Raw genomic sequence first — 16264 nt, 5'->3', positions numbered from 1 at the left:
GCGGTGCGTTGCCCGCCGTTACTGCCGAATGCGCTGCAGTACGGCGTACAGCAAAAAACCGGCAGCCATGCCGCCCATATGGGCGCTCCAGCTAATGCCGGTGATGACGAACGACTGCACGATCCCGATGCCAAGAATAATCATAATCGTCTTCCGGGATGCCTGATCGAGCGCCCACCGTTGAAAAATAGCGATGAACAGATAGGCTCCGTATACGCCATAAATCGCGCCCGATGCCCCCACGGCCAAGGTTCCCCATTCGGACAGATACAAGGCCGCCGCATTGCCGAGCAGGCCGCTCAGCAGATACAACACGGCATATTTGAAGGAGCCGAGGATCCGCTCCATCGGCGGCGCGAACACGAATAACGCGAACATATTGAACAAGAGATGCTGGAATCCCGAATGCAGGAACATCGCTGTCGCCAGCCGCCAAGTCTCGCTGGCGTACGGCTCCAGCTTCAAGACGGCGCCGAAGCGGAACAGCGTCATGTTATCCTGGCTTCCCCCATTCAGCGCGAGCACGATGAACATCGCCACATTCGCGATAATGAGGAGCGTCGTTACCGGGAACTGCTTGATATAACTGCGCCAATTTTCATATCGGATAAATATCACGGGTCTTCTCTTCCTCTCTCTCCGCCGGCCTGAACTCTCCAATCGTTCTCATGGATGCGGTCAACCTATCACGAACGGACATTGGACAATCGTACAAGCAAAGCTTTATAATGAAAAATAAGGTAAATGACTGTTCAAAAAGGCGCATTTCTTCGTGATGAGAAGCGTACTTTTTGAACGACCTCGATAAATTACCGTCACTTTATTGAAGGAGGCTAACGATATGTCTAATGAACGTCAAGCTACGCTCAAGGGCAATCCCATCACGCTGGTGGGCCCGGAATTGAAGGCTGGAGACAAGGCACCTGAATTCCGGTTGAACAAATCGTTGACGGAGGTTGCAGGCCTGAACGATTTCGCAGGCAAGATTAAGCTCATCAGCGTCGTTCCTTCCATCGATACGGGCGTATGCGATGCGCAGACCCGCCGCTTCAATGAAGAAGCAGGCAAGCTTGGCGACAACGTCGTCGTGCTGACGGTCAGCGCCGACCTTCCGTTCGCGCAAGCCCGCTGGTGCGGCGCGGCAGGCGTCGAGAATGTCGTCATGCTGTCCGACTACAAGGGCAACACATTCGGTGAAGCCTACGGCGTCCTCATTAAGGAGCTTCAGCTTGATATGCGCTCCATCTTCGTCATTGACGCAGACAACACGATTCGCTATGTCGAAGTGCTCGGCGAGATGACGGAGCATCCGAACTACGAGAAAGCGATCGAAGCGGTCAAAAGCTTGCTGTAAGTTCGCTTCCAGGGAGAACAAAAGCGAGAGAAGAGTTTCGGCTCTCCTCTCGCTTTATCATCAGGCAGTGCCCATTGCCTCTATTCGGCGGCCGCTTCCTTAACTATTCACTTTGTATGCCGCCAGCTTCTTATCCAAGACAGCGAACAAATCGAGTATTACGCGATAATTGGCGCCCAAATCACCTAATCCCCCGCGTGAAGCCGAGTAAATATCAACCGCCGTTCTCATTGGTCCCACGTTGATGACAGATACGGTAATATCCATTGTCCGTCCGGTCATCGTCCGTTTCTCCATAGTGATTTCACCGACAGAAGGAACCTCATGAAGTATTTTGTACCCCTGAATCTTCTTCAATGTCGATGCGATTTCTTCCCATGCTTTATCCCGGGACATTTGATAGTAATGCGTTTTCAATTTGGGGTCTTTGGCACGATCGCCGCTGGATTCAAAACTGCGAAGAATGCCGACCAATACTCGTTTGAGTGACAAAAGCGTGTTCCTCCTTTTCATGACAGCCGTTGCTCACTTATCTATAGTGTATCACTGTTCCGGAGTTAACGGAAGGAAAAATGTGTCCAATAAAGAGAAACACCTTCCATGCGAATGGTCATTCACATGAAAGGTGGCTGGAATGTCAATAGGAAAACCCGCCTATGCCGTTTGGCTCTTATGTTTCTGAACCTGCTCTAGCAGGTGGGCGTCCGCAAAAATGCTTTTGACTTCCCCTCAAGAGGGCTTGCCAGCCGCACTTCGATCTAGGACTCCCTAGAAACAAACATTGGTTCAAAACAACGAAAGCCGACACGTACATCGCAGGAAGTATTCTTATTATATAGCGGTGGACCTCAAATGTAAACCGGTACTTTATTCCCAATCGTGCCAAGCTTACGCGGCAGCTTCCCGCCGCCCGTCAAGCCGTTCGGACTATGGACGGGAATAACGGTTCCCGACTTCATGCTCCTTGACCGGCGCGTGATCGACTTCATCGAAGGGAACTTCCGTATCGGCGTCCTTCTCGGGCTCTTCTCCTGCTTCCTCCTGCTCCTGCATGCGCTGATGCTGATCCTGCATCTTCTGATAGACCGCATAGAAGTTGAAGAAAGCGTAGTAGGCAATGACAGAGCCTGCGAAGAAGATGAGCAGGAACGGCCATTTGAACAAGCTGAAATATAAAATCGCGCCGCTGACAACGGTCGTCATGATGATGCGGAGCGGACGGAGCAGCGTCAGCAGGATGCTGTTCTTGACCAGCTGAACCGTTTTCATATGATAGTGTGCCACCATCGAGAAAAAATTAAACAGCGACACGAACAAGACGATGAGCAGTCCGAGCATGACGAATCCGACAATCTGCATGGACTGGAGCTGCGTCATGTATACGGTATAGTCCACATACATGACGACGAACAGCACCGTATAGAAGATGCCGCCGACCATGGCTTGCTTGTAGTTCTCCTTGTAGGACTTGAAGAAGGTTTTGAGCAATTTGACATCCGTCTCCCCCATGACCCACTTGCGGCCTACCGAAAACATGGCGGCTGTCGCCGGGAAGAGCGTGAACGGGGCGGTAATCCCCATCATCCAATTCATCGTGATCGACTCATTAAGCATGTTTTGCTGCATGACGAGCAATTTGACCAGCACAAAAAAGAAAAACGGCGCCGAACAGAGCAGCCACAGCACGTTCGTAACCGAAAATCGCATAATCCATTCCGAAATGCGGTAAAAGCCGCCCATTATCCCTCGAAATTCCAAAGGTCATTCCCCCTCGAATACATCATCCTGTCCTATCTACTATAATACAAAGCTCCCCTGCTCTGCCAGTGCCTATTTTCAGCGTTCTGGGTACTTGCTCAGTCGCAAATGCCCCCCCGGCATATGATACTACTGTAATTCAAAACCTTTGTAAGTTCTAAAGGAGGTTGTAACATGAGCCACGTAGGAGGATACGGCGGTTTCTGGACGTCGACAGGTACGATTCTGGTGTTGTTCATTCTGTTGGTTATCGTGAGCCGCGCCCTTATCATCTAGTTCGGCGCCTGAACGCAAAGAGACCGCATCATTGCGGGCTCTTTGTGTTGTCTTATGCTCAGGACGGCTTCGGCCATTCCCGTTTCACATCTATTCGTCGCGCTGGCGGCGTCCTTCGTCATTGAAGCGGCGCGGTCTGCGATCGCCGTTGCGGTCCCGGTAATCTCCGCGGCTGCCGCCCCGGTTGTCGCGGCCATATCCGCCACGGTTATCCCGGCCATAGCCTCCGCGGCGATCTCCTTGGCGTCCTCCGCGGTTATACGGCGCGGACAGCTTGCGCCCGCTGGAGCGCAGGTCCGGCTTGCGGCGCTTCACGCGAATCGGCTCTTCCGGCGTCAGCGAAATCTGGACATCCTTCTTCTCGCCCGTCAGCAGCTTGAATGCCGCGGACAGCAAATGCACCGAATCGTACTGCTCAAGCAGTTGAATCGCAATGCCCTTGTATTCGTTCAAATCCGTATCCTTCAGCACTTCCATCAAACGTTCGGCGACAATGCGCTGCTTGCCCTCGATCGCATCCGCCAGCGTCGGCATCGGCTTGCGCGGAATGCGGTGGCGGGTCACCCGCTCGATGAAGTTCAAATGGTCAATCTCGCGCGGCGTAACGAACGACCAGGCGCTGCCTTCCTTGCCCGCGCGGCCGGTACGGCCGATGCGGTGCACGTAAGATTCCGGATCCTGCGGCAGGTCGAAGTTGATGACATGGGTAACTCCGGATACGTCCAAGCCGCGGGCGGCCACGTCGGTAGCGACGAGCACGTCGATGCTGCCGTCGCGGAATTTGCGCATGACGTTGTCGCGCTGGTTCTGGGACAGATCCCCGTGCAAGCCGTCAGCGGAATAGCCGCGCTTCTGCAGCGCTTCGGACAGTTCGTCGACACGGCGCTTCGTGCGGCCGAATACGATGGCCAGCTCCGGCGATTCCATGTCGAGCAAGCGGCTCAATGCATCAAACTTCGCCCGTTCAGGCACTTCGATATAGGCTTGTTCGATCAGCGGAGCGCTCACCTGCTTCGGCATGACAGAGACATGCTCCGGATCGCGCAGGAATTGATTCGCCAGCTTCTGGATGTTCGGCGGCATCGTGGCCGAGAACAGCATCGTCTGGCGCTCTTCCGGCACGAGGCTCAGGATCGACGTGATGTCTTCCATGAAGCCCATGTCGAGCATCTCGTCCGCCTCATCCAATACGACCGTCTGCACATCGTCCAGACGAATCGTCTTGCGGTTAATGTGGTCCAGCAAGCGGCCCGGCGTTCCGATAATAATCTGCGGATGCTTCTTCAGTGCGCGAATCTGCCGGCCAATATCCTGTCCGCCGTAAATCGGCAGGGAACGAACTCCTTTGAATCGGGTCAGCTTGCCGATCTCTTCGGCTACCTGAATGGCTAATTCGCGGGTAGGGGTCATTACGAGAGCGACGACTCGCTCTTCCGACGGGTCAATCTTGGAGATAAGCGGAATTCCAAATGCGGCGGTCTTACCTGTTCCTGTCTGAGCCTGTCCAATCAAGTCACGTCCCGTCATGGCAACCGGAATCGCTTTTTCTTGAATCGGAGTGGCTTCTTCAAACCCTAATTCCGTAATCGCTTGGAGCAATTTCGGCTCCAGGCCGAATTCAACAAATGTCTTCAATATATTCATACTCCTTCATTGTGGACAATCCACAGCCTTGTCTGTATTCTTAAGTAGCGCGACAATGGTGACGAAAGGCACTTCCAGCCGTTCGCCTTCTCATATACAATGCGGAGGGGTCCTGCACGGGGGACTTCCACCATGTAATCATATTATGGTCAACGTGGGTAACATAAGCCTACTCAAGAACATCCAGCATATTATAACATAAACGATTGACAGAATACCAGTTCCGAACTGACCAATACTACCTCATGAGGTGACATCACGTTGAAGCGAATTTTCCACTGCATCACGATTATTATCGGCGCCGCCTGTATCGCCGCCTCCTTCAATCTGTTCCTGCTTCCGCACCATCTGCTCAGCGGCGGGTTATCGGGCGTGTCGCTCGTAACGAATTACTTGACCGGCTGGAATCCAAGCGTCTTGTATTTCACCTTCAACCTTCCGATCCTGATCTGGGGCTGGTTCGTACTGGGCAAGCGGTTCATCGGGTACAGCATTCTCAGCGTCGCCACCACGACTTGGCTGCTGACCGTCATTCCCGTTCATTCGGTGACCAATGAGCCGCTGCTTGCCGCCGTCTTCGGCGGAACGCTCGTCGGAATCGGGAGCGGAATCTCGCTGCGCGTGGGGGGCTCGTCCGGCGGCTTCGATATCATCGGATCGATCGTGACCCGCTACCGCGATTTCTCGATTCAGAACATCCTGATTATCTTGAACGGCGCCGTTATTTTCTCGCACGGATACATATCCCAGGAATGGGAGCTTGTCCTCTATTCCATGGTGTCCATCTTCACGACAGGCAAAGTCATCGGCACAATCTATATCAACCATTACAAGGTGACCGTCTTTATCATTACCCGGGAGAAAGAAGCGCTCATCAACAAGCTGCTCTGTCTTCCGCACGGCGTAACCGTTATTAAAACCCGCGGCGCCTTCACCGATATCGAGAAGGATATGCTCATGACCGTGACGACCCGCTACGAGCTGCCCGATCTGAAGCGCAGCATCATGGAGATCGATCCGAAGGCGTTCGTCAATATCGTGGAGACCGTCGGCGTCATCGGCAATTTCCGCCGCCCGCTGTCGAAGTAGCGTTCTGCAGGGGACATGCCCTTCAGCAAAAAACAAAACCCGCCCCAAGCGAGGGCGGGCTTGTTCGATCATGTTATGAGTCCATCCGGATAACCTGCTACAGGTCGCGCGTATTCTTCGCCAACGCCAGGAAATAATCCAGGGTCTTGTTCACGCGCTGTACGACATTCTCATGCGTCGGCACGCCGTCAGCCGTGAACTCCCGCTGATCTCCTCCGATCGAAATCCATTCCGGGCAGTTGATTCCATGCAGATTCCGCACGATCGTCTGGAGTTGGGACAAGGAGCTGACGCCCACCGCGCCGCCGGCGGAGCTGACCGAAAGCACAACCTTATTATTAAAATAATCCCAGTTCAAATAATCAAGCGCATTCTTGAGCACGCCCGACAGGCTGCCATGGTACTCCGGCGTCGCCAGCACGATCGCGTCGCTCTCCTTGACCGCCTTCTTCAGGCGAAGCACGTTCGCATTCTCCTCGTCAACATCCGGATTGTACAAAGGAAGCGGCAGGAGATGCAGCTCTACGACCTCCGCCTCATGATTCTTTTCTTGCAGCCGCGCGGCGATATAGCGCACCAGCTTGGTGCTGGTCGCATCCGCGTGATTGCTCCCGGCAATACATACAATACGCACCATCTTCTCTCCTTCCGTCATGTTGCGGTTGGCCAGCGAACATCGTCTATGGATGAACAACCTTGCCTAACGGGAGGGAATGATATACCCGCTGCCCGAACGGCAGCGTTTCTTTTCCAATAACGCCAGGTCCGTCCATTCTGCGCCTGGCGCTTCGCGCGTCAAATACGCTTCCGCATGCGCGAATGCTTCTGCCTCCGACTCCGCGGCCACGACGCAAACGAACGGTCCCTTCGCCGATGACGCTTCCAACCGATATATGTACATGCCTTCCTCCCTCCCCTTTCGGAAATCATACATAAACAGGAAGTAACCGTCAAGAACAGGGTGTATCCACAGCTTAAAAAACTGATCGCTCAAGGGAGAGGCTTTGGTCTGGTGTCTTCCGTGAATGAAACACACCGCGCCTCAGATCCGCCTTCTGAGTGCCGCGGTGCATTAAGGTTCACCTAGAGCGATATCTTTTTTCTATATGCCTCGGCTTCCGACGGAGACGCATAGACAAAATGACCCGGCCGAATCTCGGTCAGCTCCGGATGTTCCGACTTGTAATCATGGATATCCGGGTTGTAGTATATCCGCTTGCGGTTCCGCTCGTGATGCGGATCCGGCAGCGGTATCGCCGACAGCAGCGACTGTGTGTAAGGATGCAGCGGCTGTTTGTACAATTCATCGGCACGGGCCAGCTCCACGAGCTTGCCGTTATACATGACGCCGATTCGATCGGAAAAATATTTGACGACCGACAGATCATGCGCGATGAACAATATCGTCAATCCGAGCTTCTTCCGCAGCCGGTTCAGCAGATTCAGCACCTGGGCCTGAATAGACACGTCCAGTGCCGATATCGGTTCGTCCGCGATGATGAGATCGGGGTTCGTAATGAGCGCCCGCGCGATGCCGATCCGCTGCCGCTGGCCTCCTGAAAATTCATGAGGATACCGGCTCGCATGCTCTTTCGTCAAGCCGACCGTCTCCAGGATGTCATAGACCATGGCAAGCATCTCTTTATCGTTCTTGCACAGCTTGTTGATTTTCAGCCCTTCCCCGATAATTTCCTTCACGGTCATACGCGGGTTCAACGAAGCGATCGGGTCCTGGAAAATCATCTGCATGCCGCGCGTCACTTCTTGTCTCGCTTCCTTGCTTAATGGACCCGAGATCAGCTTCCCATTGAAATAGATCTCCCCGCCCGTAGGCTGGTACAGACGGATAATCGTCCTGCCGGTCGTCGTCTTGCCGCAGCCGGATTCGCCGACGAGACCGAATGTCTCCCCCTTGTAAATCGTAAAGCTGACATCGTCGACCGCCTTGAGCACCGTCTTCTTTCGTCCGAAGCCGCTCGTGAAATACTGCTTCAGATTTTTCACTTCCAGCACCGGCGTTGCCGTCGAATTCATCATGTTATCGCACCAGCCTTTCGGTTTGCTGCGCTATCCGCCGCTTCAGGATATCGGGAAGCTGTACGGGCGGAGCCTGCGGGTGAAGAAGCCACGTGGCGGCGAAATGCGTCTCGCTCACCTGGTACATCGGCGGCTCTTCTTCGAAGTCGATCCGCATCGCATAGCGGTTCCGCGGCGCGAACGCATCCCCCTTCGGCGGATACAGCATATTCGGCGGCGTCCCCGGAATAACGAGCAGCTCATCCGATGAGCTCATATCCAGATCCGGCATCGAGACGAGCAGGCTCCAGGTATACGGATGCTTCGGATTGTAGAAAATTTCATCCACCGTGCCGTATTCCACGATTTTGCCGGCATACATGACCGCTACCCGATCCGCCACATTCGCCACAACGCCCAGATCATGCGTAATAAAAATGACGGATAACTGGCGCTCTTTCTGAATCTGCTTGATCAGATCGAGAATTTGCGCTTGAATCGTCACATCCAGCGCCGTTGTCGGCTCGTCGCAGATTAATATTTCCGGATCGCTCGCCAGCGCGATGGCGATCACGATCCGCTGTCTCATCCCGCCGGAAAATTGGAACGGATACTGCTCGAACCGCTTGGACGGATCGGGAATGCCGACCGCTTCCATCAGCTCCAGCGCTCTTTGCCGCGCCTTCGCCTTGCTGATGTTATGCGCCCGGAGCGCTTCCATAATCTGCTTCCCGACCTTCATGATCGGATTCAACGAAGACATCGGATCCTGAAAGATCATCGCGATTTTGGTGCCGCGGATCTGCGTGAATTGCCGCTCGGTATATTGGGTCAGATCATCCCCTTGATAGAGTATGCTCCCTCCCTCAATAGTGGCGTTCTTGGACAAAATGCCCATAATCGCTTTATTCGTCACCGATTTGCCCGAGCCCGACTCGCCGACGATCGCCAGCGTCTCTCCGCGATGCAGGTCGAAGCCTACGCCGCGCACGGCATGAATCTTGCCGGCAAAGGTATTGAACGTAATGCGCAAGTCCTTGACCTGCAATACCGTTTCCTTGTTCGTTGTCGCATTCATCTGTCCTCACCCCGCTCCTATTCTTGGCCTCTTAACGTCGGATCAAAAGCATCCCGCAATCCGTTCCCGAACAAGTTGAACGAGAGCATCAGAATCGAGATGACGATGGCCGGGAACAGCGTCAAATGTGGATGGTCCAGCAGCAATTTCTGACCGTCCGCCAGGAGAACACCAATCGAAGGCTCGGGCGCCGCGATCCCCAATCCGAGATAAGACAGGAACGACTCGGTGAAAATGGCTCCCGGTACGGCAAGCGTTGCCTGCGTAATGATCGGGCCGATGGCATTCGGCAGAATGTGCCGGAAGATAAGCACCCGATCCTTGGCCCCCATCGTTCGCGATGCCAATACATATTCCTGCCCCTTGTATTTGTAGAACTGGGCCCGAATCATGCGGCTCATCCCGATCCAGCCGGTGATGACCATCGCCAGAATGATCGGGACTATCCCTGCTCCCAAATACATGACGAATAGAATGACGAGCACAAGCTGCGGCACGCCGTTCAAAATTTCGATAATCCGCTGCATAATCATGTCAACCTTGCCGCCGTAATAACCGGAAATCGAGCCGTAGGTAATGCCAATCAGCACGTTAATCGTAACGGCCATAAATCCAATCAGAAGCGAAATTCGCGTCCCTTTCCACAGTCGGGTCCACTGATCTCGTCCCAACGAATCCGTGCCCATCCAAAAATATTGATCCTTTGCTTCTTTTAATTGGTACATATCGACTTTCGCTTTGACCATCGGTATTTTGCGGCCGCGATAATCCATTTCGAATTCATCGATAATTTTGACGACGCTGTCTTTATATTTCACATCCAGACTGGCCTTTTGAATGTCCATCGTCCTCGTACCGTCGAAGATGCCCAGCTTCTCCAGCCCCGGCACGCGCGGCGGCAGCAAGGTCCATTCAATATGCTGCTCGCGGTATGTAAAGGAGCTGACCAGCGGTGCGATGATTGCCATAAGGATGATCAAGCCGATAAAAAAAGCGGCAACGGTGGACGCTTTATTTTTGCGGAAACGGAGCATCGCGTCCTTGAAAAAGCCGATCGCCTGGCCCTCGAACTTCTGATCGGCAAGCTGCTTCTCGCGCTGCACCAGCTCGAACGGGTTCTCCCCTTGCCGTTTCTCGATTTCGATTTTCATCATTTCTTCCCTCCCATGCGGATCCGCGGATCAATGATGCCGTATGACAAGTCCACGACTAAAATACTGATCAAGCCGATCAAGGAATAAAAGAACATGATGGCAATCGTTAACGGATGATCAAGAGCATTAATCGAGTTAACGACCAGAGAGCCGAGACCAGGGACGCCGAAAATATTTTCGATCACGATTGCTCCCGACAGGATCGAGAAAAATAACGGAATAATAATATTCGCCAACGGAACGAACGAGTTGCGAATCGCATGGCGCAGGGTCGCTTGCGCGAGGGTCAGTCCCTTCGTGCGGGCCAATAACATATAGTCCGAGTTGAGCGCTTCGCATAATTCCGCCCGCAAATAACGGGTAATGATCGCGATTTCACCAAAGGATAAAGCGAGGATCGGCAAAATCATCGATTTCAGCTTCGTCCAGCTCAGCGATTGCTCCGCCGAGAGCAGGATAGGCAGCAGCTCCCACTTGAACGCCACGATATATTGCAGCAGCGCCGCGATGACGAAGGACGGCACCGAGATGAACAGCACGACCATAATATTAAGCGTATGATCCGTGGCGGTATTCTTCTTCAGCGCTGCCCAAATGCCGAACAGAATGCCGATCGGCAGCGTAAAGATAAGCGCAAAAACATTGAGCTGAATCGTGATCGGCAGCTTGTCCTTAATGATATTGAAGACCGGGACATTCGGCTGCATCTTGATGGAGTCGCCGAAGTTGAAGGTCAGGAAATCTTCCAAAAAGTATACGTACTGGACAACAAGCGGCTTGTCCAAATGATATTTCGCTTCGATGCGCTCTTTCACGTCCTCCGGGAGCATCGGATCGTCTACGATGCTCCCGGGCATCGAATGGATTAAGAAGAATAACAGGCTGATGATCAGAAACATAGTGATTGCCATCGCAACCAGTCTTTGCGATATGTAACGCAGCATGGGCCTGAAGCTCCTTTTCGCAAATTCGGAGACCTTGCGCAGCGAAGGCCGTGCAAGATCTCCAACCGTTTACTTAGTCATGAATAATGGATTGCAGTGGAGCAAACTCGACCGCTGGGAAGTACCTCCCATTGGTCTTTAATTCAATCCGGTCCTGAAACAGCACCGCATTATCATTTTGGAAGACCGGAATTTGCGGAACGTAATCTAGCAGCATTTTTTCCATTTCCACCAAGGCTTCGAGTCTTTCCTGCGGCTTCAGCAGCAAATCTCCGGTCGTCGTCCGCTTTTGCAGCTCATCGAATTCAGGACTGCTGAATCGATGCGAACGGTTCGGGAAATCGGTTCTCCATGCCTTCATGCTGGCCCATGGGTTGAACGCGTTTTGGGTGATAGAGCCGATGCCCAACTCGAAATCTCCATCCCGATATGCGTCGTAAGCGGCGCTAGGCGGCATGGCGCGCAGCTTGATGTCGAGCCGGTCTTGGCCGAACAGATTCTCGTACAGCTCTTCCGTCATTTCGGCCGTTCTCTTCATATTTTCCTGACCGTCGAAGTAAGTGATCTCGATCGTAATCTTCTTGTTGCCGTTCGCCGCATAAGCTTTGTCGAAGTATTCCTTCGCCAGCTCCGGATCATAGCCCGTTCCTTCAGGCAATATCGCCTTGGCGGCTTCCGTCTCCCGGTACCTTAGGCCATCCTTATAGTCTCCTACCATGCACAAGGTGGAGATATAATACGGCGCAGGCTTGTAGGTTTTAAATATCCCTTTTGCTATTTTTTCGCGATCGATTCCATAGAACAATGCTTTGCGCAAATCATTGTTCGCCAAAATCGGATTTTTCTTCGACTCCGAGTTGATATAATATCCCCACACGCCTCTGGCTTCGGTATACACAACTCTCGGATCGTCGCCATATTTGTCGAACTGCTCCCCGCTGATCGTGACATATTCGATCTCGCCTTTCTCCCAGAGCTGCATGCGCGTAGCGCTCTCCGAGACGACCCGGCTCTCGATGCGGTCCGGCGTATATACGTCTTTCAGCGGCGCATCCGGATTCTTCTCAAATATGCGGTACTGGTCGCGCACCCAATCCGTCAGACGGTAGGTCCCGCTGGAAGGGACTTGCTCCCGCGTTGTTCCATAGGTCGTGGCGGTTCTGTCCGCATTCATTCCGGTTTCATACAACTGTTTATGAATAGGCGATGTCGCTCCCCCGCCCGCGAAGTTAAGGAAGACATCAATTTCGGGCATTTCCGTCTCCAGGACGATTTCCAGCGTCAGATCATCCTTCGCTTTAATGCCGACCTCTTCCCATTTGGCCTCGCCCTTAAAATATTTGTTAGCGCTTACAACAGGGATATTATCGAACAACACGAACGCATTGCGGTTGACCAGCTTCGGGTCCAGCAGCATCCGGTATGAATACTCGTAATCATGCGCCGTTATCGGCGTCCCGTCTGACCACTTCAGTCCTTCCTTCAGCTTGAAGGTCCATGTTTTGTTGTCGCTTGTCTCCGGCAAATCAACGGCGTGGTTAGGAACAAATTTCACATTGTCTGTAGCCTCGTCATAGATCAATTCAAGCAAGTTTCCATAAATATACTCCATCAACGTTGATGTTTCCGCACTTTCACTTGTGTGCTGGTTGAATGTCTCTGCCGACAATCCGGAGAAACGAACTACGGTTGACTTCGCGGAAGCCTCCTTCTGCCCGCCATTTTCCTTGCTCTCCCCCTCTGTGTTCTCCTGCTTCGCCGGGCTGGCGTCATTGCCGCCTCCGCTGGTGCAGCCGGAGAAGGACAGCACCATCAACATGGCCAAAATCACCAGAAACGTTTTTTTTGGCTGTGTCATAAGATCCCCTCCTCAATAAAATATTTGTTCATGTATGTCAATTTGTGCGGGTAACAATAAAAATGGACATGCAGAAAACCTATTCCATCGACAAAATTCCTCATGGAATCAATTAAATATCAATTAATGCAATTATGATCCAATTTCTTACCAAATCAAATCTTTGGGTAAAGGATATGCATCACATTGGTTACAAAGAAGTATACGCTCGAGGAAAATAGTGGAATGCAATTATTAAAAGCCTATCAAAGTGACAAATCGTAGTCAAGATATAAGTATGCGATCTCGAAGGGGTATATTGTCAAACTTAATCAAGAAGAGAAATTGATCCTATAAAACGGTTTATGTTCCAGCACTAGGAGCAGCATAGGAACCCGAACTGCAGAGGCCTGCTATGTCTCCGAGGCAGCTCTACCTAAAAAAGGGTTTGCACGAACTGCAAACCCGAATATGCATCCGCTTTATGATGAAAGATGAATTATGTAGATATTCCGTCATCCTTGACTGCATTTGTATGGTTGACCGCTGAAGTCTCATCAGTCAATGTCCGCAGAGGCGTAATACAAAAAGCGCCCGCTGTGATTAGCATCAAACAAATTCCATACACGCGAACGACAGATTGAAGTTCGACGCCTAGATGCAACAGATACGACATCAGCGCCAAAGATAACGGAGTCAATGCGGTCGATACAGATGTCATAATCGCTGTCACTTTACCCAGCATATGAGCCTCTGTCGTTTTCTGGATGTATGTAAAAATGGGAATGTTCGAAAGTTGGATCGAGTAGCCGATTGCGAAAAGCGCGCATACCGCCAGCGCAAACTGCTGTATGAATCCGAGTGCGCTATAGCCGAGCACGACGACAGCCAAGAAGCACAGCATCATAAGCCCGGGACGAACAAACGTTTTACACAACGAGGTCGTAAGCGCTCCCAGTATAAACCCGATGCCTAGCGAGATCTGCAGACAAGCAAGCACAAAGGCGCTGCCTTGCAAAATATCCCGGGCCAGAATCGGAATCATGACTCCCATCGGTCCGGCGATAAAAAAATTCATGAGGAAACCGATTCCGGTGGTAAACGGCAAAATGCGATGCCCCCGAATATAAGCAAGCGATGCGCGAAAGTCCTCCCATGGGGTTGTTGGTCGTGTGGATTCAGCCTGCTGCGGCGGGATTCGAACGCAAGCGATAAGCAATGAAGAAATGAGAAGCGTTGCTATACAAAACAAAAAAACGCCAGTAAATCCGATAGAAACAATTAATGTGCTGCCAATAAGCGGCCCGATAATGAGGCTGTATTGTCCGGCCATCCGCAACAGTCCATTGGCCCGCTGCAGAGAATTTTTATCGGTAATGGAGACGATCATGGAAGAATGCGCCGGACCGGAAAATGCATCCATAATGCCAAACAGAAAAGAAACGATGATCAGGAAAATCGGAGTAAGCGTATCGGTCAGATAACAGGTCAGAATGGACGCGATAAGAAGCAATTCCGACCACTGCGAAACAAGAACGACCAATTTCCGGTTTAACCGATCGGCAATAATTCCGCCATAGATCGTAAACAACAGCCTGGCGAACGTTGAGGCGAACAGCATCATGCCCAAATAACTTCGCGACTCATACATCGTGAGCATCAGCCATTCCACGGCGATGATATAAATAAAATAACCAGGACTGGAAATAAGGGCCGCCGTCAAAAAGAAGCGGTAATTGCGATTGCCCCAAATACCGGATTGGGGCGCGGCTTTCGAAACCTGCTGCATCAAACTACGCCCTTTCATTTTTATCTAACTTCCACTACTTTTTCATTACAGATTAGATCCACCAAATTTGATGAAAATCCAATTCCATCATATTGATGTTTATTTATTCAAATCTCCCCCCTTGTTTCTTTGAATCAATATATGTTATTTATCTATAAAAGTCAATATAATAGTCATAATATGCTTTCGCATGTTGATGCAGTGAATGAGTAATCTTCGCTAACAAGTTTCATATATTTCTTCACATTCTTTTTGATTGGAGGGCATGGGGTTATTCCTGATTCGATACGTTTCAGCGGACAGGCATTTCCTTGGCAAGAAGGCCTAAAGAAACATTTGGTGCATGCCGGGTCTTCATTAACACCGCCTGTAGTCCACAAACTCCATTTCTCTTGATCGATTACTACATCGCCGTTTTCTAATATATCACCTACATGGTTATAAGGGTTATTAAAAGCAACAGTACATTTATATATCATTCCATCTGAGCCGATAACTAGAGAAGAAGGATTGGAAGCGTAGCACTCCGAACCACCGGGATATAAAGATCGCTTGTAATAATCGAAATTAAAACCCTCTTCTTTCGCTTTATCATAAAAAGCAAATAATTCTTTCTTATCGCATAAATAGATATCAGAGGTCTGTTCTCTTTTTAAATTTTTTATAGGATGAAAATGTAGAGTAAAACGTGAGTCCTCTGCAAATAACTTTCCCATCAATGAAATATATTGATTCATCGTTGTGGCTACTTCGTCATTGATATTTGAGCGGATAATAATGTGAAAATTTTCGGGACTGTGCTTCATTTGAATAAGATTTGATAAAATCGTGTCGAAAGTTTTTTCTCCAAATCTCCCAACCCGGTAACGGTCATGCTTTTCTGTTTGGCTCTTCGCCACTAGCAATGTTATGAGAACAAATGGTTCTATCAACCCTTTGAAAATCTTTGAAAACCGGACAAGGGAATTGGTATAGATGCTTCGCTCTGCGTTCACCTTCTGTAGCAGCATAAACATGCCAGTAAATGGACATACTGGTGGCTGGACAAGGGAATTGGTTCAGGTGCGAGCGATGCGTGGCTCCATGCTGTAGCCAGTTCTTTTCTTATTTCAATGTGAAGTTAAGTTTGCCCGCCAGAACGTACACCATGGCGATGATGTTTTTCTCGGAACGGTATCCGCGAGCTTTCCGTTTGGCGGCCTGGAACAAGCTATTCACTCCCTCCAGAAGGCCATTCGTCAGCTTTGACGAGAACCAGCGAACAACGCCATCGTAGTGATTTTGCAGCATTTTAGCGACTTCGACCATTGGAGCCAAACGGCAAC

General features: G+C 51.2%; 17 protein-coding genes and 1 other RNA gene. 3 read left to right on the top strand and 15 right to left on the bottom strand.

What is annotated here, in order from left to right; genetic code table 11:
• Positions 1–18: 18 nt before the first annotated feature.
• A complete protein-coding gene (locus tag ABD76_RS12980; protein ID WP_197257459.1) occupies positions 19–618 on the bottom strand; it encodes a rhomboid family intramembrane serine protease in 600 nt (199 codons plus the stop codon).
• A gap of 223 nt (positions 619–841) precedes the next feature.
• Between ABD76_RS12980 and tpx the strand changes: the two genes are divergently transcribed.
• A complete protein-coding gene (gene tpx / locus ABD76_RS12975; protein WP_197257457.1) occupies positions 842–1354 on the top strand; it encodes a thiol peroxidase in 513 nt (170 codons plus the stop codon).
• A gap of 99 nt (positions 1355–1453) precedes the next feature.
• On the opposite strand, the gene ABD76_RS12970 is transcribed toward tpx, so the two are convergent.
• From ABD76_RS12970 to ABD76_RS12960, 3 genes are all read right to left on the bottom strand, one after another.
• Positions 1454–1846 carry a DUF1499 domain-containing protein gene (locus ABD76_RS12970; RefSeq protein WP_168180190.1) on the bottom strand — a complete coding sequence of 131 codons (393 nt, stop codon included), beginning with the start codon at positions 1844–1846 and terminating at the stop codon, positions 1454–1456.
• Between the two features lie 151 nt (positions 1847–1997).
• A non-coding RNA gene (gene ssrS / locus ABD76_RS12965) (6S RNA) lies at positions 1998–2179 on the bottom strand.
• Between the two features lie 102 nt (positions 2180–2281).
• Positions 2282–3112: a YesL family protein gene (locus ABD76_RS12960; RefSeq protein WP_197257455.1), complete on the bottom strand. Its 831-nt coding sequence runs from the start codon at positions 3110–3112 to the stop codon at positions 2282–2284.
• Between the two features lie 174 nt (positions 3113–3286).
• Between ABD76_RS12960 and ABD76_RS12955 the strand changes: the two genes are divergently transcribed.
• Positions 3287–3388, top strand: a complete 102-nt coding sequence (locus ABD76_RS12955) for a sporulation protein YjcZ (protein ID WP_168180192.1) — start codon at positions 3287–3289, stop codon at positions 3386–3388.
• Positions 3389–3478: 90 nt separating this feature from the next.
• On the opposite strand, the gene cshA is transcribed toward ABD76_RS12955, so the two are convergent.
• Positions 3479–5023, bottom strand: coding sequence for a degradosome RNA helicase CshA (gene cshA / locus ABD76_RS12950; protein ID WP_197257453.1), 1545 nt, complete (start codon positions 5021–5023; stop codon positions 3479–3481).
• 270 nt (positions 5024–5293) lie between these two features.
• On the opposite strand from cshA, the gene ABD76_RS12945 reads away from it, so the two are divergent.
• Positions 5294–6121, top strand: coding sequence for a YitT family protein (locus ABD76_RS12945; protein WP_197257451.1), 828 nt, complete (start codon positions 5294–5296; stop codon positions 6119–6121).
• Positions 6122–6218: 97 nt separating this feature from the next.
• Here ABD76_RS12945 and ABD76_RS12940 read toward each other — a convergent pair whose 3' ends face one another.
• The 10 genes from ABD76_RS12940 to ABD76_RS12895 form a co-directional block, all read right to left on the bottom strand.
• Entirely contained in the window at positions 6219–6755 is a 537-nt protein-coding gene (locus tag ABD76_RS12940; protein ID WP_197257450.1) for an NAD(P)H-dependent oxidoreductase, read from the bottom strand.
• A gap of 66 nt (positions 6756–6821) precedes the next feature.
• Complete coding sequence (locus tag ABD76_RS12935; protein WP_197257448.1) at positions 6822–7022, bottom strand: DUF3906 family protein; 201 nt, start codon at positions 7020–7022, stop codon at positions 6822–6824.
• A 182-nt stretch (positions 7023–7204) separates the two neighbouring features.
• Positions 7205–8158: an ABC transporter ATP-binding protein gene (locus ABD76_RS12930; RefSeq protein WP_197257446.1), complete on the bottom strand. Its 954-nt coding sequence runs from the start codon at positions 8156–8158 to the stop codon at positions 7205–7207.
• Position 8159: 1 nt separating this feature from the next.
• Entirely contained in the window at positions 8160–9215 is a 1056-nt protein-coding gene (locus ABD76_RS12925) for an ABC transporter ATP-binding protein (protein WP_197257444.1), read from the bottom strand.
• Positions 9216–9232: 17 nt separating this feature from the next.
• Positions 9233–10369, bottom strand: coding sequence for an ABC transporter permease (locus ABD76_RS12920; RefSeq protein ID WP_242069554.1), 1137 nt, complete (start codon positions 10367–10369; stop codon positions 9233–9235).
• Complete coding sequence (locus ABD76_RS12915) at positions 10366–11313, bottom strand: ABC transporter permease (RefSeq protein ID WP_197257442.1); 948 nt, start codon at positions 11311–11313, stop codon at positions 10366–10368. Before ABD76_RS12915 ends, ABD76_RS12920 begins: the two co-directional genes overlap by 4 nt.
• 73 nt (positions 11314–11386) lie before the next feature.
• Positions 11387–13171 carry a peptide ABC transporter substrate-binding protein gene (locus ABD76_RS12910; protein ID WP_197257440.1) on the bottom strand — a complete coding sequence of 595 codons (1785 nt, stop codon included), beginning with the start codon at positions 13169–13171 and terminating at the stop codon, positions 11387–11389.
• A 478-nt stretch (positions 13172–13649) separates the two neighbouring features.
• A complete protein-coding gene (locus ABD76_RS12905; protein WP_197257438.1) occupies positions 13650–14939 on the bottom strand; it encodes an MFS transporter in 1290 nt (429 codons plus the stop codon).
• A 173-nt stretch (positions 14940–15112) separates the two neighbouring features.
• Positions 15113–15871, bottom strand: coding sequence for an SPASM domain-containing protein (locus ABD76_RS12900; RefSeq protein WP_242069553.1), 759 nt, complete (start codon positions 15869–15871; stop codon positions 15113–15115).
• Between the two features lie 172 nt (positions 15872–16043).
• Positions 16044–16264, bottom strand: a 221-nt coding sequence (locus ABD76_RS12895; protein WP_197257414.1) for a transposase, incomplete at its 5' end; no start/stop codon positions are given.

The sequence above is a fragment of the Paenibacillus dendritiformis genome, from assembly GCF_015845845.1.
Taxonomy (GTDB): Bacteria; Bacillota; Bacilli; order Paenibacillales; family Paenibacillaceae; genus Paenibacillus_B; species Paenibacillus_B dendritiformis_C.
The sequence above is the reverse complement of the archived record's forward strand: the minus strand, read 5'-3'. Positions and strand labels throughout refer to the sequence as shown.